Origin of the sequence: Pelosinus sp. sgz500959 (assembly GCF_042610375.1) — a bacterium.
GTDB lineage: Bacteria > Bacillota > Negativicutes > DSM-13327 > DSM-13327 > CTSoil-075.
In genome coordinates, this window is record NZ_JBGJZL010000013.1 from 27465 (window position 1) to 50076 (window position 22612).

The 22612-nt window shown below is 38.1% G+C and carries 19 protein-coding genes and 1 riboswitch; all 19 genes read right to left on the minus strand.

Going from position 1 to position 22612, the window contains the following annotated elements; genetic code table 11:
- Window positions 1–124 precede the first annotated feature (124 nt).
- The 19 genes from ACAN52_RS17680 to cbiD all read right to left on the minus strand — a co-directional run bounded on the left by ACAN52_RS17680 (window position 125) and on the right by cbiD (window position 22182).
- Window positions 125–3082: a hypothetical protein gene (locus ACAN52_RS17680; protein ID WP_378956283.1), complete on the minus strand. Its 2958-nt coding sequence runs from the start codon at window positions 3080–3082 to the stop codon at window positions 125–127.
- Window positions 3079–3693, minus strand: a complete 615-nt coding sequence (locus tag ACAN52_RS17685; protein ID WP_378956284.1) for an ABC-three component system middle component 1 — start codon at window positions 3691–3693, stop codon at window positions 3079–3081. Before ACAN52_RS17685 ends, ACAN52_RS17680 begins: the two co-directional genes overlap by 4 nt.
- Window positions 3694–3702: 9 nt before the next feature.
- Window positions 3703–5589 carry an ABC-three component system protein gene (locus ACAN52_RS17690; RefSeq protein WP_378956285.1) on the minus strand — a complete coding sequence of 629 codons (1887 nt, stop codon included), beginning with the start codon at window positions 5587–5589 and terminating at the stop codon, window positions 3703–3705.
- 2209 nt (window positions 5590–7798) lie between these two features.
- Window positions 7799–8416: a histidine phosphatase family protein gene (locus ACAN52_RS17695; RefSeq protein ID WP_378956287.1), complete on the minus strand. Its 618-nt coding sequence runs from the start codon at window positions 8414–8416 to the stop codon at window positions 7799–7801.
- Window positions 8413–9513 carry a threonine-phosphate decarboxylase CobD gene (gene cobD / locus ACAN52_RS17700; protein ID WP_378956288.1) on the minus strand — a complete coding sequence of 367 codons (1101 nt, stop codon included), beginning with the start codon at window positions 9511–9513 and terminating at the stop codon, window positions 8413–8415. Before cobD ends, ACAN52_RS17695 begins: the two co-directional genes overlap by 4 nt.
- Window positions 9491–10387 carry a GHMP kinase gene (locus ACAN52_RS17705; RefSeq protein ID WP_378956289.1) on the minus strand — a complete coding sequence of 299 codons (897 nt, stop codon included), beginning with the start codon at window positions 10385–10387 and terminating at the stop codon, window positions 9491–9493. Before ACAN52_RS17705 ends, cobD begins: the two co-directional genes overlap by 23 nt.
- Window positions 10388–10538: 151 nt before the next feature.
- The gene (gene cobS / locus ACAN52_RS17710; RefSeq protein ID WP_378956290.1) at window positions 10539–11285 is read right to left on the minus strand and encodes an adenosylcobinamide-GDP ribazoletransferase; all 747 of its coding nucleotides are present in this window, start codon (window positions 11283–11285) and stop codon (window positions 10539–10541) included.
- 68 nt (window positions 11286–11353) lie between these two features.
- Window positions 11354–12304, minus strand: coding sequence for an adenosylcobinamide-phosphate synthase CbiB (cbiB, locus tag ACAN52_RS17715; RefSeq protein WP_378956358.1), 951 nt, complete (start codon window positions 12302–12304; stop codon window positions 11354–11356).
- A gap of 2 nt (window positions 12305–12306) precedes the next feature.
- Complete coding sequence (locus tag ACAN52_RS17720) at window positions 12307–13827, minus strand: cobyric acid synthase (RefSeq protein ID WP_378956291.1); 1521 nt, start codon at window positions 13825–13827, stop codon at window positions 12307–12309.
- A gap of 7 nt (window positions 13828–13834) precedes the next feature.
- Window positions 13835–14407, minus strand: a complete 573-nt coding sequence (gene cobU / locus ACAN52_RS17725) for a bifunctional adenosylcobinamide kinase/adenosylcobinamide-phosphate guanylyltransferase (RefSeq protein WP_378956292.1) — start codon at window positions 14405–14407, stop codon at window positions 13835–13837.
- Window positions 14408–14409: 2 nt separating this feature from the next.
- Window positions 14410–15813, minus strand: a complete 1404-nt coding sequence (locus ACAN52_RS17730) for a cobyrinate a,c-diamide synthase (RefSeq protein ID WP_378956293.1) — start codon at window positions 15811–15813, stop codon at window positions 14410–14412.
- Between the two features lie 135 nt (window positions 15814–15948).
- Window positions 15949–16575, minus strand: coding sequence for a precorrin-8X methylmutase (locus ACAN52_RS17735; RefSeq protein ID WP_378956359.1), 627 nt, complete (start codon window positions 16573–16575; stop codon window positions 15949–15951).
- A complete protein-coding gene (locus ACAN52_RS17740; protein WP_378956294.1) occupies window positions 16575–17336 on the minus strand; it encodes a cobalt-precorrin-6A reductase in 762 nt (253 codons plus the stop codon). Before ACAN52_RS17740 ends, ACAN52_RS17735 begins: the two co-directional genes overlap by 1 nt.
- Entirely contained in the window at window positions 17333–18022 is a 690-nt protein-coding gene (gene cobJ, locus ACAN52_RS17745; RefSeq protein WP_378956295.1) for a precorrin-3B C(17)-methyltransferase, read from the minus strand. The genes ACAN52_RS17740 and cobJ overlap by 4 nt, the downstream gene beginning before the upstream one ends.
- A 5-nt stretch (window positions 18023–18027) precedes the next feature.
- Window positions 18028–19119: a cobalt-precorrin 5A hydrolase gene (locus tag ACAN52_RS17750; RefSeq protein ID WP_378956296.1), complete on the minus strand. Its 1092-nt coding sequence runs from the start codon at window positions 19117–19119 to the stop codon at window positions 18028–18030.
- A complete protein-coding gene (gene cobM / locus ACAN52_RS17755; RefSeq protein WP_378956297.1) occupies window positions 19116–19874 on the minus strand; it encodes a precorrin-4 C(11)-methyltransferase in 759 nt (252 codons plus the stop codon). Before cobM ends, ACAN52_RS17750 begins: the two co-directional genes overlap by 4 nt.
- 18 nt (window positions 19875–19892) lie before the next feature.
- Window positions 19893–20474 carry a precorrin-6Y C5,15-methyltransferase (decarboxylating) subunit CbiT gene (gene cbiT / locus ACAN52_RS17760; RefSeq protein ID WP_378956298.1) on the minus strand — a complete coding sequence of 194 codons (582 nt, stop codon included), beginning with the start codon at window positions 20472–20474 and terminating at the stop codon, window positions 19893–19895.
- A complete protein-coding gene (gene cbiE / locus ACAN52_RS17765) occupies window positions 20471–21097 on the minus strand; it encodes a precorrin-6y C5,15-methyltransferase (decarboxylating) subunit CbiE (RefSeq protein WP_378956299.1) in 627 nt (208 codons plus the stop codon). The genes cbiT and cbiE overlap by 4 nt, the downstream gene beginning before the upstream one ends.
- Window positions 21082–22182, minus strand: coding sequence for a cobalt-precorrin-5B (C(1))-methyltransferase CbiD (gene cbiD, locus ACAN52_RS17770; protein WP_378956300.1), 1101 nt, complete (start codon window positions 22180–22182; stop codon window positions 21082–21084). Before cbiD ends, cbiE begins: the two co-directional genes overlap by 16 nt.
- An 81-nt stretch (window positions 22183–22263) precedes the next feature.
- Window positions 22264–22440, minus strand: a riboswitch (cobalamin riboswitch).
- Window positions 22441–22612: the final 172 nt, after the last annotated feature.

The following is a 22612-nucleotide window of genomic DNA, read 5'->3' on the forward strand; positions in this document are numbered from 1 at the left end:
TGAGTTCATGCTATATAACACGTGTAGAAATTCTCATTTAATTCATATATAGTAATTTAATATTGGAAGCCATGATACTAGCAACAGAGAAAACTATCTAATTTTCAACAATGGTTGTAATTTTTTAAACCATACGTTCTGCACTCACACCATTTTTTCGAGCAATTAATTGGTATATCTTAGATGGAACTCCTTCGTTTTCTAGTTTTCTCTGAAAAAATTTAGCTTGTATGGAATCATGAGTACTCATCATTACTTGATAATCCAAGTCTATAATGTAATCTCTTAACACGTCAAATACTGACGATGCATGAACAAGATCATGATGTTGAGTAGGATCATCTAAAAGTAGAGCTTTCCATTGGGTCCATTGATATTTATTAGCCATTGATAGCATAAGAGTTAATTGTAGGTCAGTAAGTTGAGCTTCACTTGCTATATTTGCAATATCAGTATTTTGTTTATGAATAGTTGCAGAAGTTTTAGCTATTGGCTTATTCCTTAAAGTAGAATTGCTCAATAAAGGAGCAGTAGATATCAATGGATTAATAACAATCCTCTTTAACAATCTTTTCCAAGGCTCATTAATGGAGTTTAATTGTTCATTAATCCGTTCAGATTCTAATGTAACTTTTGAGAAAAACAAATCCATAGCCCTACTTTTTTCTTGAATCTTAAGTAGTGTACTATTTTTTTTGTCTACAGAGATTCTAAGAAAATCCAAATAGGCTTTTTCACTAGAATCACCTATTTGTTTTTTTATCTCATTTTCAGCATCCTGAAACTTTTCAGCCGTTCGCCAGCTAGCTAAATCTTGTTCGATTACATTTAAACTTGTATCTACTTTTTCTAATTCATCAATCGCTTTTAAAACTATTTCGTGTTTTGCATCTAATATCTCTTTATTTGGTTGCGCTTCAAGTCCAGCTTGTTTCCATTCAGTACTGATACCCTCTTGACTACCTTTTATTTTGGAAATGGCTTCATTCTCGCTTAATAAGGATTCCTGACATTCTTTGAGTTCCAATTCATTTTTAGATAATTCTGCATCCGCCTTCTGAATGAAATCTATCTTTTCTTCCTCTTGGATTAACTTTTGAGAAATCATTTCAGAAATTTCTTTTTTTTCTTTCCCACTCAAAGATTCATTAATATTGTTAATATCTGCTATTTCGATTTTAATCTCATTTTGCAAATTTCTATTTTTAATATTTAATTCATTTATAGATCTTTCGTCTTCACTTTTCTTCAGATTGGCATTGTCTATTTCTTGAATAGCCACTTCTGGCTCAAGCTCACTTTTACTAGCCTCTAACTCACTAATCTGAGATGTAATTTGAGCAATCTGTTCCTCAATATATGTATTAGCTTCCTCAGGGGTTTTTAAGCCAGGAAATTGTGGGAGGAAACTTTCCGAAATTTTCTTTTGATTTGCTTCTAATTTGATATGCTCTACATTTAATTCAGAATCAATATCAAGTAGCTTTTGATTTTCGCTTTTTCTTTTTTCTTTAGCAGCTTCAAGAGCCGCTAAGGAGTTTTTCTCTTCAATAATAGCTAGTGGTGTAGCGGGATTTAATTTATTAAGCGATACTTCTATTCGCGTAATTAATTCATTCGGTTCATAATTGGCTTGACAAACAGGGCAGTATTCTTGATTCTCAGTTAAGTGCTTTCTAATATTACTAACAGCATCTTGTATAGCGCCAGTGGCCTTATTTAGAGACTCAAGTATATTCTTTTTCGTCAAATATACTTCTTCTGCTTTAGAAACTTCATTATCAAAGCCAAATATTAATTTTAAATATTCATCTTTTTTCTTTTCAAATTCAGGTATTCTTTTTTCAAGAATTTCTTGGTTAATAGTTGAAAGATTTTGCCATTTCCCTTGAAAGTCTCTCTTCAATTCTGTTTGAGTTAGAAGTTCTTTTTCCTTTTGAATTGCATCCTCTGTAAGCTTATGTTGATCTCGAAGTCGTTCATTTTTTTTAAGGTATTCAATCGTCGCCCCATAAGATTTCTTTAATTCATCTAGCACTTTTTCATTCTGCTTTAGCTCTGTTTCTTTTATAATAAGAGATACTTTTTTATGTTCAACTTCTTCGAACATAGATTTGACTGAGTTTAGTTTCTTTATTTCATCTTTAATACTAGATAAACTATCCTTTACACCTTGGATATCTTTTTTTATCTGTTCTACAATTGGCGTTAACTTAGCTATTTTATCCGAACATTCAGTAATAACTCTGTATTTATAATTCAATAACTCTAAATTTGAAATATAAAGTGGCACTCGCTCTTTTAGAGTATTTAGCCTTATAACTAAGTCTTTTTTAATGTTGTTCTTTTGTTTAATTGAAACTCTAATTTTTTCAAAATAGGTATTAATAGGTGTTACATTATGCTCATCATTATAATCTTCATAATCAGTTAATTTACTAGCAAGTCGAAGTTTTTCTACGATTTCTTCTAATGGAGTGAGCGTGGAAACGGTAGCAAGTCCATCTCTTTTGGCTATTAACTTTTCAAATTCAAAAAGAATTTTTTTTGACTCATTTAAAGCATTTTCTGAATTGGTTTCAGTTCCTCCAAGTGCTCTTAAAAAACTAGTCTTTTTCGACATAATATTTTGTAAATCTTTTCCAATCGGTAGTTGAGTGAGAAGACTACCTGCAACTTTATCATCTTGTTCAACCAACCACTCTTTGCAACGTTGTTCAAGAAAATGAGTTAGCCTAAATAGATAAGGCAAGGATACATTATTTTCAGTTTCAAATAATTCTCCATAATTGCCTTCTTTTATGCATACCCCACCTCTACTATAGTTAACTTTACAATATTTACCTTTTGAAAATTCTAGTCGGACATTCATTTCTGATAATCCATTTCTGATAATAGCATCCGAGAAATTTTCAATTCGTTTAATCCTGCCAGTTAAAGCCAACTCAAGGGCTTCAAAAACAGTAGTTTTGCCCGTTCCATTTGGAGCGAGAATGATTGTAGCTCCTGTACCGAAATCAAATTCAACATTTTCACCTAATCTACGTGCATTGTTTATTATAATTTTTTCTATGTGTTTCATACTAACTCCTCCTCTTTGAGAAGTGCATCAACAAGTTCACTCCCTGAAAGATCAGAAAATGCTTTCTTCCATGTTTTTTGGATTTCAGGAGTTAACCATTTGTATTTTGCAGCAGTTTCAGAAAATGCTCTTTCCAATGGATCTTCACCATCAATAGTGGCTCCGCTATTGATGAGTTTTTGAAGAAAAGTGCGGTTCACAAATTCAGAAATTTCTTCACCTGGTAATAGAACATATTTACGACAAAACTGCTCTGTAGATTCAATACGGAGGCATTCTTCTATACAAACCTCACCATTAAATGCTAAAAAAAGATACAGATCGGTACTCTCAGTTCCTAAAAGAAATTCTTTTACAGCGGCTAGCCAGCTAATGGCTTTTTTTAGTTCAACTTTAATGTCATTTTCATCATCGGCTTCTATTTCAACTAGTGCAAGGGTTTTCCAGCTATCAACTTTTATGCCCAAACGTTTAATTCGAAGAATTCCCTTATTCTTGAGATTTTCATCAGCAAGACTTAGTAATTCACTTTCAAAAATAGCATTATCCTCAAATTCAAAGCGATCATTGATCATATCACGGATTTTTGATTTTATTCTATCGAATTTCATACTACCACCTCATCTTACTACTTCATTGACTGCAGATTCTCTAATATTTTCGTATTTATCTAAGCTACCTTGGAAATACTCTCTTAACTCTGAAATAATACCATCTGCTAGCTTTTTTTTAAAATTTCTGTCTTTCGTAATCAATAATTTGGGGTAATTGGGATGTGTCAATAATCCTCGTTTTGTCGTATCACCAGATATATCATCTTTAAAAAATTCTGTATCCGTAAGTTCTGACTGGGGAATTATTATTATTTGCCCTGATTCATTTTCAAGTAACTTACCGATACCACTATCATCATCAATTTCAATCACATTACTTGTTCCTTCTGCAGGGCCACTCCAATAAACAAGACCAACCGAGGTCATTTTTAACTTATTTGTTACGGCCACCCAGCTTTTGTTATCTTCATCGCTCAAACATACAGATACTATTAATAAAAGGAAAACCGCCTCACATAATAGCTCTGCCGTTTTGGGGCCAACTCGTAGTTCTCCAGAGATTGATTTTCCTTCAGCTTTAGGATGAAGTATTTTTGAAAACAGTTTTCTTTGTTCTTCTACATTGTTTTCAAGTAAATATTTCCAAGTTGTCCACCGGCTTTCTACTTCAGTTCTGAGCTCACCTCTGTTCATTTCTCGAATCTTATCCAACATTGCACTATTTACAAGTTTTAAGGTGGCCTTATGCATTTCATTATGTAGTTCTTCAGCAAGTTTTTCCTTTGCATCAATTGTAGTAAACTCTTTTTTCTCACTTGGCGAAGAGGGTTCTAACCCATCCAATATCCGTAAATCATTGAAATCATTTTTTGCTAAGCCAAGAGTTCCTCCTGTTTTGGTTTTAATTGAATTCTTCCAACCAGATTTATCAGAACATAGAATATCAAATGAGCCTTGAGGGTGTAGTGATAGACGCATTAAGCTCTCCGAAACAAGGCAACTCTCTGGACAATCTCCATAAATTTTTAAAAAACGGGCATTTGGATTGCCTGTAGCCCATAATGAAGGGACAATAACAGAGGATCTTTCAATCTCATTATTATCTTCTAAATCATGGATCCCTGATATATCCCATGATGAACCATCTGTCTTGAATTGCGTCCATCTAAAAATATTAGGAAGTAAATAACCTTTCAATTCATGCAATAAGTGGCGAGGTTTTATTGCACCTGCAAAGGTTGCATTTTCGTCTAAATATGAAAGAATCAACCTGTGAACTTGTTCAATTTCTGTTGTTTTAAATATTTGGCTAAGGTTACTTTTCACTCGAGCATGAATATCCGTTTCAAACCCAGATGTTTTTATTTTCAGGATTCTAAATGCTCTAAGGATATGCTCCCAATTTAAAAAATCACACCAAGTTGTTAACCACAAGTAAATATTATGAGCGTTTGAATCCTTACTAGCTAGAGCTATCAGATCGGCTGGAGTAGTAATATTTTTAATTTGAACTTCACAAAGGTTTCTCAAATGCCTAATTTCAAGTCCTTCTTTAATTTTTGTTGAACTTTCCGGTAGTTCTAACCAAAACTCCTTTTGCAAATCATTTGAACCAGATTGATTTCTTATTCTTTCTCCTAGACTTTTGAGTGTCTCATCAAGAGGAGATAGATCTCTAGGTATATCTTTTCTTTTTCCTTGAACATACCTATCTCGTGTAATTGGATCAGAAGAAAAATCAGTTATTTGCCTTTTAACTTGCACATGGATATACCGACCGGAATTGGTCTTAATTACTAAATCATCCCATTTATCAATATCGCCTTGTTCAGCACCAATTGCTAGATGGTGTGGACGACCATTTACAAATGATACCAACATTATAGATATTTCTTCTAAGGCAAGGCATTTCTCATATACCTTGGTTTGATCAAGCCCAAGTTTCTTTAACATTTTATCATCTCCAAATTACTCCACAATTCACAAAATCGGTTTCACAATCAGAACTATTAAATATTTCACCGTGGTGAAGGTTCTTTCTTAAATTCGAGTATGGTAGCATAAAAATAAAAATCTAATATAATACTTTAGCCCTCAATAAATGATCATTTATATATAGTTATCTTCATCATTTTTAATCAATTATCTAAAGCGATCCCCTATTAACCTGATGTCCTGAATCGACATAATTAACCAATAACAATAACTATAACCATATGTATTACTTCTTCTCATTGGATTAAATCACCTGCCAAATTATTAAAAATATTGACAAAATTTTACTGATTCTACAATGCGCAACAATCTTCGATCCTAATGAATTTCTGCATTGTAAAATTATACGTTATAGTTTTTAATGTCCGATACGGATAGTATTAATTTTGTATGTTAGGTATAAATTACCACTATGAGACAATATATGCGACCAATATAGTTTCGTAACTTCTTATAGGTGAATTCTCAATTCTTTATCCATATATGTCAGCCACATTCATATATAATTTCCCTTAGTGCATCTCAGTCAGATAATCTCCTACAAAATACCTTGCTATTGAATTTAGAAGATATGCCCTCAATTATAAATTTAACCTTCATTTCAAATATATTCTATTATTGATATAAAAATAGGGCTGTGATAAAACTTAAAAAAAGAATTATCAACGGCCACTTGTAGAATTTATTCTATAATAATATTTGGTTTATGGAATCCTCTTTTTCTTGTAGTTTAAAAATCGGATCGTAATAAGAATAATTGATTTTATTCTACATTTATAATTTTAGGCATAAACAATGGAGCTGCCTCAAAATGATAGTTTGAGACAGCTCCATTCCATTCACAACATTTTATAAGAAATCTAGATTCAATAAATAGAAGAGAGCAGAGCGAACGGATAAAAACTAAACTCCAGTTTAATCACATATTATCCAGTTCAATAATTTATTACTGATACACTATACTAACATACACAACGCCGAGCTCCTAATGATGGATATCATTCACTAAGATCACTTACAACTACTATAACCACTAGAAATGCCCATCACCCACTATCAAACTTCTATATATAAATATATATAGAACAAATTACTTTATTAAGTAAAAGGAAGTATAAGCTTGCCAAATAAAAAAAGAAGCATAACATTGCCGTAGTGGCAAGATTATGTTCTCTGTAACAAAAAAGGTAATCTTCGCTTCATATCTTGTGGTGGAGGCGAGGTGAGTCGAACGGATAAAACCAAACTCCATGTTCAATAATTTATTACTGATTCACACTGCTTGGCTCCACATAGATAGTTTTTAAGCATAGGCAAAATGACACAGAAAGTGTCATCTCCAGTTACGATAATATTACTGGTTTAAATCTATATTCCTTGTCCACAAAAAAATGTGCAATATTATTTAAGCTTAGGCTTACATATGTAAGTACTGAATAAGCATATTTTAACCAAACTTATTCTTCCTTAGTATGTTAGCTATTTGCTCTTAAATATCCCAACATGCAACCTTTAAACGACCTAAAATCTAACAGAACCTTTACTCAACGAGCCTATCTTCCATATAGAAAATTATATACTCATTATCAACGTCACAAGATGCCATTTAATAAAATTGATACGCCTAAAGCACTCACCCGAGCTTCTCATAACGAAACCCTCATGTCAAAAGTAATCCTTGCCCCTATCTCTGTATTGTGACTTCACCCCTGTTTCAAAAAAAGACAAATGGATTCTATAGCACCATTAGCATTGTGCCATAGAATCCATTTATTGGTACTCTTAACCACGATAAGATTATTAACGTAACATTTATCTCTCTAAAGGTATGTGCGACCTTGTCATATCGATTTTTACTTATTATCCATTAATGGTATATTTTTTACAAATGCAAAAAGTCTACACAAAGTACCGATATTATTTTCTAAGGAGCACTAACTGATGTTCCTTCTCTAGTAATAATATTAAGCTCCAGTTTAATCACATATTACCCAGTTCAATAATTTATTACTGATACACACAAACACGTACATTATATTTTGCGTTGCGAATGATGAATATCACTTACTAGCGTCACCGGAAATAATATATTGTATATTTATGCATTATATTGCATAAATATCTTATTAGCCGGTTTCCAACTTTATTTTATGCCTCCAGGCATTTTTTATAGCAGAGTACCATTCAAATGCTGTGCATCATTAACCAATGATACCATCACATTCTCATCATAATATTCCAGTACATTAATGGCTGTGTTATCTTGTTTGATTTTCCAGAGATGATTCAAATGAATATTAAGAACTGCACATAATACGGTACGTATTGTTGCACCATGAGAAACGATCACGATGGTTTGATCTGGATGTTGAGCTACTAATTTTGTGATCGCATTGATCGCTCGTTCTTTCACTTGGCGAAAGGTTTCGCCGCCAGGAATGATAATTTCATCAGGATGGGTAAAGAGTTTTGAGCGTTCATCCTTAGACTGACTATTGATACTTTCAAAAGTTAGCCCTTCCCATTCACCAAAATTGATTTCGCGCAGTTCAGGAACTGCGGTCACAGGCAGATTATGTTTTGCCCCTATGCATTCAGCAGTTTTTAAGGCGCGACTTAAATCACTGGCATACAGTGCAGAAATATTTTCACCAGCCAAACGCTGAGCGGCTAGCATGGCTTGCTCGACACCTTTTTCTGTTAATTCAATATCACAATGACCTTGATATTTCATATCTAAATTCCACTGTGTTTGACCATGACGTACTAATATTACTTTTGTCATTCTATACCACCTATAATTTGCTGTAATGCAGCAATTAATTTATGATTCTGCTCTGGACTTTTGACTGCTATGCGAATATAGTCTGGTGACAATCCTGGATAATTACTGCAATCCCGAATTAAAATATTGTGTGCTGCCAGTGCCTGCCGTAGTTCTTCAGCAATTAAATTGGTATCTTTTATATTAATTAAGATAAAGTTTACGGATGGTTTATAAGGTTTTAAACCTGGTATGGTCAGTAAACTATGATATAAATCCATATTTACTTTTTTGATAAATTCCTTACTCTTATGCTGATATTCTTCATCACGCAGAGCAGCTACGCCGGCATTTTGAGCTAAGGTATTGACATTCCAAGGATCTTTCCCAGCATGAAGTCGATTCGTAAGCTCTGGGTTAGTCAGAGAAAAACCTAATCTGAGTCCTGGAATGGCATAAAACTTAGTTAAGGAATGTAATATGATCAGGTTATTATATTTTTCTAATAAGGACCGACAAGTATATGTATGATCATCTAGCAAAAAATCAAGAAATGATTCATCAACAACCACATAAGTTTGATGGACTTTTGCCATCGCTACTAATTCTTCAATTTGCCCATTGGATAGCAGTTTACCCGTTGGATTGTTCGGATTGCAAATAAATACAATATCTATAGCAGGGAGTTGCTGAGCAATCCCTTGAATATCAATCGTAAAATCATCAGCAGCATTTAAATAAAAATACTCAATGGCTGCGCCACTGGCCCTAGCTGCTGATTCATATTCACTAAAGGTTGGAGCAGTCACTAACACACGCTTTGGTTTTAGCATATGGCACAAAACATACATCAATTCTACAGCACCATTACCAAGTGTGATTTGTTCTTGTTTCACATGATAATAATGACTCAGTTCTTGTTTTAAAGCATGTCCCTGAACATCAGGGTAATGAATAATCGACTCTAAGGATGCGTATAATGTTTGACGGATCTGTTCAGAAAGACCAAGAGGGTTAATATTGGCGCTAAAATCAAGGATTTCATTCAACGATCCACCCTTTTGTCGCATGGCCGCATATAAATTGCCCCCATGTTTAGGAGCATTGTTCCCACTCATTGCAATCACCTTCTTGTTTCGTTAACCCTCCAGAAATAAACTGTACTGTACGTAAATAGTGAACCCCAGTACAAGTGCTTTCGATTGCCTCAATACAAGGAGGGCAGTTTTCAATTTTATCCATAGGAAATAACACACCAACTACTGTACCACTGTGTGCAATATTGACGCCCACGGCTCCCCAGGATAAACCGATGGCAATCATATCTTCTAAATGAGGTTTATATAAAATTTTTTGATTAGCCAAGGCGCTAATGGTCGCACCTTTACCAACCAAGGATATGTCCTTACTTGCAATTCCGTCCATGATTAAATTTATGGCACGATGTACTTCAGATTCATTTTCTTGATTTAATTTTTTTAAATCCTGCCGTTGGTTAAAGTGTAATGTATCAATCTCTCCACCAACATCAAAAATTGCAATATACATGGGAAGAGCATTTCCTAGATGTTGTCTTATGCGACCATGTACATGGTCAAAGAGTACAATACCAGGATAGAAGATACCATCCGTTGGTTCAATGGATAGGGCAATATCAGCGATCTCATCCGGCGATAAGACTTTACCAGCACTTAAGGCAAGACTTTGGCACGCTGCACTAATATCTGCACTGCTAGAGGCCATTCCCTTACCGAGTGGCAGATCCGATTTAACTTCTACTTGGAATTGCTGACCTTCTATTTTCAAATACTGCCTTGTTTTATCAATGGCAGTGATGACTTTACTGCCTATATTGGTGGGCACACATTCCCCAGTTCCTATAGTTACCTCTGAATATACATCAATTGGGCAAGTAATTAAAAAATTTTTCCCATTAATAGTACCTTGTGCTAATTCGCCACACGAACCAGGGGCTTTGACAGTTACCTTCATATATATGCTCTCCATTATTTATCGATCCTATTTAAAGTTCACTATATCGTCATGGATATTTTTTGTCAATAAGCAAACATCGCCTATATCACTTACTTTGCCAATAGCAACGTATGAAATACGTGGCGCAGACCCACAATTTTTCACAAATTTAAAATAAAAAAACAAACAATACGATAATTTCGCCCAATTCACTCAGAGCGCCATAGATATCTCCAGTTAAACCACCGACTAACTTTGTAGCGTAGCGAGCAAATAACATCGTACACAAACTCACAATTCCTAAGCAGAGGATCGCTTGTTTACCTATCGGAATAATAAGCAGCAAGGTAAGGGCTATGCCAATATATAACGTATATTTATCCGCATATTGAGCAAACGCTTTCCCAATACCATCTGGACGCGCATATGGAAATACAGTAATACCGACGAGCATAGCAAAACGACCAAGAATCGGCATTACAAAAAGAGACGATGGCAGTAATAGTGGTGACATCTCAGTGATCAATGACCATTTCAATAAGACAAGTAAGACAAAAGCCATGACACCATTGGCCCCGACTCGGCTATCTTTCATAATTTCTAACATTCGTTCCTTAGAACGACCAGAAAAAAGACCATCCATCGTATCCATGAAACCATCACAATGCAATCCACCTGTTAGAACCACATTAGCAATCAACAATAAAATTGCTAATACATGAGGTGGCATATACACTCCAAAGAAGGGTAAGTACTCGGCAAATAATTGATTGATCATAACCAACAAGATACCGAGTATACCTCCTATTAATGGAAAAAACTTTACGCTACGCCCAAAGCTTTCTGGTGACCATTCCGTTTGTTTGGCAACATAAATACGTGTTAAAAACTGTAACCCAGTGATAAAATGTTTCATTATTATAGACCTTTCATTCCCTAATTTATCCGATGAATAAGCCTGAGTCCCACCTAATCAAGAATTCCTTATCTCCCCATGAATAAAAAGATAGTGATACCGATTGTAAACAACATGGTTGACACATACATCATCTGAATGGTTTGTTTAATATGTATAGGACCAAGAACAGTGGTTGCCGTCCCCATATAAGCTCGCTGTGAGGCAACACCACCATAATAATTTAAACCACCTAAACGGATACCTAAGGCCCCAGCGACTCCTGCTTCTGCAAAACCGCTATTAGGACTAGGATGTTTGGCAGCATCTCTCCATATAGCAGTGATTGTACCATATACATTAAGACGTAACAAGATAGCAGACAGTACTAAAAGTATCCCTGTTACACGCGCTGGGATATAGTTAAATACATCGTCAACCCGCGCAGAACACATACCAAAATCTCGATATTTGTCATTTTTATAGCCAACCATAGAATCTAAGGTGTTTACAGCTCGATATAAAAAGGCCAAGGGTACACCACCAATCATAAAGTAAAAAAGCGGTGAAATAATACCATCAACGATATTTTCAGCGATGGTCTCAACTGTTGCTCTTGTCACCTCGGCAACATCTAGCTGATCTGTATCCCGCCCTACAATCCAGCCAACTTTATATTGGGCTTGTTTTAGATCTCCAGTGACAAGATAACGATGAATTTCATTCCCTGCTTTTGCTAAGCTATCAGGTGCAATGGTGAAACTTAGTAGGATGGCTCCCCCTATAAATTGGGCCCAGGGGTGGATCATTCCTAATAAATTCATGATCCACCATGAAGTACCATATGTTATCCCGAGGACCAAAACGACAAGAACTCCACCTGTTACGTTTTTTAATAAAGACGAATGTTGTAGTTTTAACAATTTTCTTTCAAAAAATGCAATCAAATTACCAATCATCACAACAGGATGCAGACTCGAACGAGGATCACCGACTAACCGATCAATAATAACAGCCAGTAGTGGTAGATAAGCCTCCACCACTATTTTCCCTCCAACATTTGATAGACTAAATCCATATTGAGGCTGCTTCTAACAGTATCAGCTAATCGGTTATAACTATTTTGTTTACGTGTATAGGTATCATTGATTTCTGTAATCGGTGCTAAGCCTTTGGCGACTCGCAGGGCATTTAGTAAGTCACGACGATATACATCATTATCAAAAATTCCATGAATGTAGGTCCCCATCACTCGTCCATCAGCACGTACTACACCATCAGCTGAAGAAATTTCTTGTCCTGAACGACTAGTAATGGTGAAAGCATGCTGAACTGGGCTCAAAAAGTCCGTCCGTCCCATATGTATTTCGTAGCCAGTCAGATTATCACAAGTTGTCTCAAGTCCGAGGAAACCATTATGGCTACACTGAGCCGTAACTTGGTGAGTCACTTTATCAGCAGCAAAGGTGGTTTCAATATCAAGTAAACCCATCCCTTTGATCGTATCAAGATCAGATTCAGTATGCTCAGGATCATAGATTTGTTGACCAAGCATTTGATAACCGCCACAAATACCAATCAGAGGCGTACCTTGATTGACCAATTTAATAATTTCGTCCTCATACCCCTGGGTGCGTAAATAGGATAAATCTTCAATCGTATTTTTACTGCCCGGCAATATGATTAAATCAGGATTGCCAATAGGCTCGCCTGGACGGATATAACGAACGCTGGCATCAATTTCAGTCGTAAACGCATCAAAATCCGTAAAATTCGAGATCTTCGGTGTTCGCATGACCGCAATATCTAATTCTTTTATTTGATTACTCTGCTTATCATCAAGAGAAACAGAATCTTCATCGTCAATCCCGAGTTGATCAAGATGAGGTACTACACCAACGACAGGTTTACCTGTTTTTGCTTCCAAAAAGTCTAAGGCTGGTTTTAATAAATCAATATCACCACGGAATTTGTTAATGATAATACCTTTTACTAATGCTCGTTCATCTGGTTCTAGTAATTCTAAAGTACCTACAACAGATGCTAATGCACCGCCACGATCAATATCTGCAATTAATAGTACAGGAGCTGTTAACATTTTGGCAATGCGCATATTGACAATATCATTCGCCTTTAAATTAACTTCAGCTGGACTGCCTGCTCCTTCAATTACAATGGTGTCAAATTCGGATCCTAGTTTATCCAAACATTCTTTAATAACGCCGAGTGCTTTTAGACTGTACCCAGTATGATATTCTTTGGCTGACATATTGCCAATGGGTTTCCCCATTAAAACCACTTGTGAACACGAATTTCCCGTGGGTTTTAACAGTACTGGATTCATTTCGACAAAAGGTTCAAGACCAGCAGCTTCAGCTTGGGCTACTTGCGCTCGTCCCATTTCTCCACCTGTTTTCGTGACATAAGAATTAAGGGCCATATTTTGCGCTTTAAAGGGTACAACTTTTTGCCCATCTTGCAAAAAAATACGACACAAAGCCGTTGTCAGTATACTTTTCCCTACATGTGAGCTTGTCCCTTGGAGCATAATCGTTTGAGCCATACGACTACTACACCTCCCTATTAAAATTGACTGCTATTTTTTTCAGTTCTACAGTTAACCCACTCACGACCAAATAAACTTCATCCGCCACGGCTGCCACCTTTTGATTAGCAGATCCAGAGAGATCACGGTACTGGCGCGCCAAGGCATTACTCGGCACGATTCCCATACCCACCTCGTTCGTTACAAAGATCACTGTGGTCTTCGTTTTTTGGGCACTCATGATGAGTTTATCAATTTGTTCTATCATATATTGGTATTTGTCTTCAGGCTCCTGAGAACCATTGGGATCCAATAGTAAATTACTTGTATATAGAGTCAAACAATCGAATAAAATAACCTTTGACCCTTGAGCGGCTTGTTCGATTGCCAAATGAGCATCATAAGGTGCTTCAAAAGTTTGCCATTGATCGGCACGGCGCTGACGATGAAGAGCAACACGTGACTCCATTTCTTGGTCGTAAATTTGAGCTGTGGCAATATAAGCTAAGGGGCCACCTTGTGAAATCGCATATTGTTCAGCCGCCAAACTTTTTCCGCTTCTAGCTCCACCTGTGAATAGGATGATTTTTCCCTTCATGGTTATTCTTCTCCTCTAGGTACTTCTAGTGCCTTTGAGTTAAACTCGTTACATTTTGTAATGAAATGACTTGCCGCTTGCTCATGACCTGTAAAATGCATATGTAAATAAGATGCAAGTACATTTCCATGAGCATATCCTCCTGGATAAACAGCACCTGTACGGGTTTTCTTAAATTCAAAAGCCCATGGAAATGCCCCTAAACTCTCATCAATATCCATGAGAGAAAAATGAAACTCATGACCACGCATGGAATGACCAGCCTCACATAATACATTATCCTTAAGAGCTGTCGCTTCCACATAGCCTACCGTTTGCAGCTTAGATTGCATACTGCAAATCGCCGGAATGGCACCGACCATCTCATAGTGCTGTCCATCAAAATCCACAATTTTCTGCGTCAAATACATAAAGCCACCACACTCAGCATAGATGGGCATGCCATTCTTGCAAGCTTCATAAATTGATTGGCGCATAGTGATATTACTAGAAAGTTCACGGACAAACATTTCAGGGAAACCGCCACCAAATAATAAACCATCAACCTTAGGTAACTGCTTATCATTCAAAGGACTAAAGGGTACAATCTCTGCTCCCATACTTTTTAACACGTCAAGGCTTTCTGGATAATAAAAAGAAAAGGCTTCATCTTGAGCGACACCAATTCGTACAATGGGTGACTGGTGTATCACATCCTGATTCTCTCTGATCGAAGGTAATTCAGGAGCGTTATTAGCAATGGAAATGATTTGCTCAAGATCCACTTGCGCAGAAATTTGTGCGCATAATTCAGCAATCCGATCAGAAGCATTATGTTCCGTGACAGGCGTTAATCCAAGATGTCGTTCTGGCATACTAATGCCTTCATTTCGATAAATAGAACCAAGTACAGGAATGTTGATGCGCTCTAAAGCATCACTAACCATTTTTTGATGTGAAGGGGAACCTAATCGATTCACAATCACTCCAACGACATTCACATCTTGATCATACATCTTATATCCTAGAGCAATCGCAGCTGCACTTTCACCCATGGATTTAGCATCAATCACGAGTACTACAGGCGCTTTGAGCAGTTTTGCAATGGTTGCTGTACTACTTACACCTTGACGGCCCCCATCATAAAGACCCATGACCCCTTCAACAATGACGAGATCATTATCAGCCGCTGTTTTAGTAAAAATAGGAACTACTTTATCCGTTGGTACTAACCATGTATCTAAATTATGAGCAACTTTGCCACTCGCCAATTGATGATAACCTGGGTCAATATAATCAGGCCCTACCTTATAGGATTGGACATTGAGTCCTTGCTGTTTAAGCGCAGCTAATAATCCTGTCACAATTGTCGTTTTACCGACACCACTATGGGTACCTGCAATAATAATCCTTGGTATCTTTGCCATAATTCACCGCCCTCTTTCATACTCTATACCTTATCTGACATGAAAGAGGCAGCAACAGCTCACCTGTATAGCCGCCTCTTTTTAAAAATGACTTCACTATAACATCGTTAACATTGATGATTCACGTCATATTGTTTACCGTTTATGCATATAAAGCAGTGCATTGGTAGTCGCAGCAGCAATCGGGCTGCCACCTTTATTCCCACGAACAGTGATATAAGGTACTGGAGACGTTTCAGCTAAGAAATCCTTTGATTCGGCCGCACCAACAAAACCTACAGGTACGCCAATAATCAACGCTGGACGTATATTAGTTTCTTTCATCATATTCAGCACTTCAAACAAAGCTGTAGGTGCATTGCCAATGGCGACAATGGAACCATGGAGTTTTTCGCCAAAGGTACGCATGGCGACCATAGAGCGGGTAATGCCAAGTTCTTTAGCTGTTGCAGCGACCTCTGCATCGCCAATCAAACAATGGACCGTGCCGCCATTTTCAGCTAAACGAGTTTTATTAATACCCGTACGAACCATCTCGACATCACAGAAAATATCACAACCAGCAGCGAGGGCTGCGCATCCTGCGGCAATCGCTTCGGGATGAATTTCAATGACTTTAGAATATTCAGGATCGCCAGCGGCATGAATGATTCTTGAAAATACTTTGGTAGCTTCTGGTGATAAATTAAGACTTGCTAAATAAGGAGCAATAATCTCCATACTACGCTCTTCAATGACCATAGGTTCAGTAATGTATTTCATCATTGGGCCTCCTTAATAAATTTGATTACATCTTCAATTGCATAGACAATTTTCCTATAGTGAATGGTCGGTCGATCAATGACGACAAGGGGGAGGCCAAGGGCCATAGCAGCTGTTATTTTTGTATCACTGCCGCCCACTTGACCACTGTTTTTAGTGACAATTACATCCGCTTCGTATTCTTTAAATAAAGCCATATTCAGTTCATGGGAGAAGGGACCTTGTATGGCGATAATATCTTTTGGTGAAAAACCAAGATCAATACACTCCGTTAATACACTGGGTTCAGGCAGTACACGGGCAATGATGCGATGATGTGCTAAACAGGCTGCATCCTTAAATAGTTTCAGATGGCGACTGCCTGTCGTGAGAAAAATACTTTTCCCTAAGACGGCCACTTTTTCGATTGCCTGCTGATAATCAGTGACTACATGCAAGCCTTCATATGATGGCATAGCAGCCCGAGGCCGTTCATAACGAATATATTGAGTTCCTGTTTTTTCGCACGCTAGCATCCCATTTTGAGAAACATTTACAGCATAAGGATGACTTGCATCCACCATGATTTCAATCCCATTGCGAGTGATCAATTCGGCAAGACCATGTTCATCCAAAGGTCCTGTGTGAACACAAACATTTTCAAGCTGAATTAATTCTCCCCCATACTGGCTAAAGGCAGAGGCCATCACCTGGTAACCGGCCTTAGCTAATAAGGCGATTAAATCCCGCCCGTCTTTCGTCCCAGCCAGTACTAAAATCATACTTTATAACCGCGAGGGGTAATCATCCGGCCTTCTTGGATATACGTTTGGCTATTACCGATAATGACTAAGGAAAACATATCAATAAATTCATTGGTAAAGTCATCTAGGTTAGAAAGAGTCATATTTTCCCCTTCTCTTGTGGCATGATGAACGATACCAACTGGAGTAGAAGCTAAGCGATGTTTTAAGGCAATTTCCCGTACTTCTTGAATTTGGCTAGTACGACGTTTACTTTTTGGATTATAAAGGGCAATGACAAAATCACCAGCAGATGCCATCTCTACGCGTTTTTTAATCACATCCCATGGAGTTAACAAATCACTGAGACTAATGACCGCAAAGTCATGCATTAAAGGTGCGCCTAAAATAGCCGCTGATGCGCCTACAGCGCTAATTCCTGGAATGATATTCACTTCAGGACGAATGTCTGCTGGGTACTTCATAGCAAGCTCGAGGACTAACCCCGCCATACCATAAACCCCTGGATCACCACTGGAAATAACAGCGACTTTTTTTCCTGCCAAGGCTTCTTCGACTGCCTTTTGGCAACGCTCTACTTCTTGCATCATAGCTGTACCAATCACTGGTTTATCCGTTAGTAAGTCTGCGACGAGTTCAATATATGTATTGTAACCCACTACAACATCGGCATTTTTAATGCTTTCTAAGGCTCGTGGCGTCATATCAATTAAACTGCCTGGTCCGATTCCAATGACTGCGATTTCACCGGGGCAATGGCCACCGTTACATTTTTGTATTTCGTTTTGGGAAGCAGAAGTTTGTTCGTCTGCCCCATTAAGATTGCTGCTGCTGCACATACATTTCCCACTCCTATTTGTTTTTGTACGAAACTTGATACATCAAGTTGATATTCATCGATACATTGTTGTAATTCTTCATTTGAAAAAAAATGGCTAGGTACAGCCAATTGCTCAATAAGAGCTAAAAGGCCAACCTCGTCTTGCTTTACTACGGTGCTACCAATCATGGCGATATGCGAAGTGGTAGAACCAATGCTCTGACAAGCCGCAGTTACAGCCGCTAAAATATCAGCGACTGGGGTATCTCGTCTACATCCAATCCCTACTGCAAGAGGTATGGAACGTAAATAAAGATGTGGCTTATTCACCGCAAGGGTTTCATCTGTAACGAGGACTGCGGCATCATAGCGAGCTGTCGTCACGTCCTCTATAGTATCCAATCGAATACCAAGTTTTTCAGCAGTTTGTGTATAAAACTCTTGATTAGGTATTCTTTTATCAATAAAAAATCGGACTTGGTCACCGTGAACAATGGCACCATTAATTTGTTTTAAAGCTGAAAAAGGCTGAATATCCCGATTTAACTTGACTGCTAACACATCGGCAGCGGGTTTTTTACCAACATCTGTTGCCGTTGTAATCACAGGTATTGCGCCAATTCGATGTCCAATCATTTCACAAAGCTCATTAGCGCCGCCAATATGTCCTGCCAGCAAACTAATGGCATATTGCCCTTGTTCATCCATGACGACAACGGCAGGATCAATCCGTTTATCTTGAATATAGGGTGCAATGACGCGCACCACAATTCCTGTCGCCATAATAAAAATAAATCCTTCATAACGAGAAAAGCTCTTAGAAATCAGTGTACTCAGTGAGTCATAAGAGGCATGACCTAAGGGATTGCGTCCCTCTTTTGCAAATAGTTCGATTTGATGACCTACTAGTCTCAGTTGGTCTGCTAACTGATTTGCCAGTTTTGCGCCTTGATTTGTCACTGAAATTACAGCGAGTTTCATTTGCTTGCTTCTCGGTACATATGAGTAAATTCAGGGGCATAAAGACGAGATAAAGCATAGTCGCTATCTAAACAACGTCCCACCACAATCATGGCCGTACGATCGATTTTTGCATCGGTTACAATCGCCGCAATCGTTTCAATGGTTCCACGGAATATTTTTTGTTCAGGCCAAGATGCTTTTTGTACAATCGCAACAGGGGTATCTGGCGTATAACCACCATCAATGAGTTCATTCATGACATTTTGAATCATATGAACGCTCAGGAAAATACACATGGTTGCATTGTGACTGGCAAGTAACGCCAATTTTTCTTTTTCAGGAACAGGCGTACGCCCTTCAAGACGTGTAATAATGACAGTTTGCGAAACATCAGGCAAAGTATATTCACATTTTAATGCCGCTGCTGTAGCCAAAAATGAGCTAACACCTGGTACAACATCGTATGTGATTTTCTTTTTCTCAAGAGCATCCATTTGTTCTTGAATAGCGCCATAAATACTAGGGTCTCCAGTATGAAGACGCACAACTTTTTTGCCGACGGCGACAGCCTTTTCCATCGTTTCAATGACCTCATCAAGGGTCATGGAAGCGCTATTATAAATGGCCGCTCCTTGTTTGGCTAACGCTAACAGGGCAGGGTTTACAAGAGAACCTGCATAAATAATGACATCAGCCTCGCCTACCAAACGTTGTCCTTTTACAGTAATCAGTTCAACATCCCCAGGACCGGCACCTACGAAAGATATATCCATGAAAAAACCTCCTCATTTCTACGCTTTTTTTGTACATGTAATAATATAAATAGGATTTAAAGCTTGTAGCATATTGCTTGTCTTAATTTGCTTAATTCGTGAAATCTGGGCACTAAAGGCTTCAACAGTAAACTCAGGTTTTTCTTGCATGATATGCAAAGCTTCATACAACGTTTCTATGGTAATAGCCGTAATGACCAGCCTACCTTGTGACCTAAGTAACTGATCACTTTGATTTAAAATTTCAGTTAAGTGTCCACCACTGCCACCAATAAAAATGACATCACTCATGGGTAAACCCTCAAGTGCTTCTGGTGCACTGCCTAAAATAGCTTCTACATTCTCTGCGCCAAATTTAGTCCCATTGGCACGAATGAGCTCAATGCCTTCTGCATGCCGTTCAATGGCATACACTCGGCCTTTAGGAGCTTGCAGAGCAGCTTCAATGGATAAAGATCCAGTACCTGCCCCAATATCGATAATCACATCAGTCGGACGGATCTTAGCTTTTGCTAAGACTAAAATTCGGATCTCTTGTTTAGTCATGGGAATCTCACCACGGATAAACTCATCATCATTAATTCCCAGGAAATAGGTCATGCCATCACCACCATTACACAATGGGTAAAGCCAGTTATATCTCTCGCTTCACCTAAAGTTAGTTTTTTATGATTTTCTTCTTCATAGGATAAGCCTTCACCAAGCCACACTTGTCCATCGATTGGCCAACCATGGTCCATAAGCACTTGAGCAATATGGCTAGGATTATGCTCATGATCTGTTAAAATACCCAATTTTTTATTCGGTTTATACGCTAGATCTTCATCGCTGGCTTTGCGGCCATGCATGCTAATAAGGCGTGCATCTTGCCACACCTCAGACATACGGGCAAAAGCCAATTGTACAGAACTGATGCCTGGTATCACCGTGAGTTGTGAGGGTGTAAATTTTGACCGCAAGGCTACGAGTAAACTATAAAATCCTGGATCACCAGACACCATAACCACAACATCACTCGTCATGAGAGATTCAGCAATAAAAGTCAGTACGCCTTGAATATCCCGGTCAATCACTTTTGTTTTGCTATCACTTGGAGCGAAGGCATCAAGGGCTCGCTTACTACCGACTACTACCTGAGCCTGCGCAATCGTACGACTTGCAATTGGCAGTATATAGTCAGGTGAACCTGGTCCGATTCCTACTACGATTACTTTATATTCCATCCCAAACTGCCTCCAATTTCTCGCGCCGTATCATCAAGTCCTAAGATATCACCTTGCAACGTGACAATGACTGTACCGACGATTAAATCACCAAATACATAACGTTTGGCGCGTGCACTGGCTCGCTCTGCCAAAGTCTGATAAACACACTGCAACTGATACTGTTCAATAATTGGCATAGCCCCTTCAGTAGTGGTACATGCTAAAATTTCTAGGATAGCCTGCTGAGGAGCACCCGCTGCTGCCATATAAGCCGCTAAGGTTTCAAAACGAGCATCTGCCATTCGATTGTGAGTATGAAAAATCCCTGCAGCAACCTTTACCAGTTTACCCAAATGACCAAATAACAACACTTTTTTCATGTTATATTGTACAGCACTTTCAAGCATATGACCGATAAAGTTACTAGTCTGAAGCACTGTTTCGGCTGGTATGCCATAACGATGAATGGCAATATCTTGACCGATTTTTCCAGGAGCGAATACCACTTGATCATACCCTAAGGCTTTCACCATATTAATCTGTGGCGATAGAGAATTTTTAAAACCGTCTTCAGACATGGGCTCAACAATTCCTGTCGTACCGATAATGGATAAACCACCAACAATGCCTAAGGTCGGATTGAGTGTCCGCTTCGCTAGCCGCTCCCCATCAGGTATGGAGATCGTAACAATAGCGCCATACTCATCTGGTAATACATCTTGTACTGCCTGTAGGATCATTTTTCTTGGGCCTGGATTGATCGCAGGTTCACCAATGGCAACTGACATGCCTGGTTTAGTCACTGTACCGACTCCGATACCTGCTTTTAAGACAGTATCAATTCCTTCCTGTACCTGAACCTCGGCAATAATGAGAGTGCCATGAGTTACATCAGGGTCATCTCCAGCATCTTTTATAACGGATGCTCTGCCGCCATTCATAATTTTTTCACATGTTTCAATTTTCACATGGATCTTAGTGCCTTGCGGCGATGTAACATCAACGCCCTCCGTAAAAGAGCCAGACCAGGTCATAAGAGCAGCTTTTGTAGCCGCTGCTGCACAAGTACCGGTTGTAATACCCGAGCGCATTTTTTTTTGCATAATGAAAACCCCCTGCAAGCAGGGGGTACAATAAACAAAATTAATTTATTCTACCCACCTGCCTATCTTCCGTAGGTCATAACGGTGTGTGTTAGAATAGGCAGGTCTCCTGACTATGGTTCATCATATCACTAAACCTTCCCGGGTTTCCCCAGTGGTATATCTTAGCCATACTCCCCAACACAGTGGCGGGACCGTGCCGGTCTAGTTACCGGACTTCCCTTTTAAGCATAAAGCACCTATTCCCATATTATTATTAGATTATAGCAATGATTAGGACAATCATTGGATTTATAATTCTATATTCCATCACGAATGAAGTTTTTCCTGCTATTATTTACTTTTTAATTTTAATTTATCGATTGTTTAGATTATTGTAAGACTTTTACTTTGTAAAATGAGAGTACAAAAGAATCAAAACCCCATTACA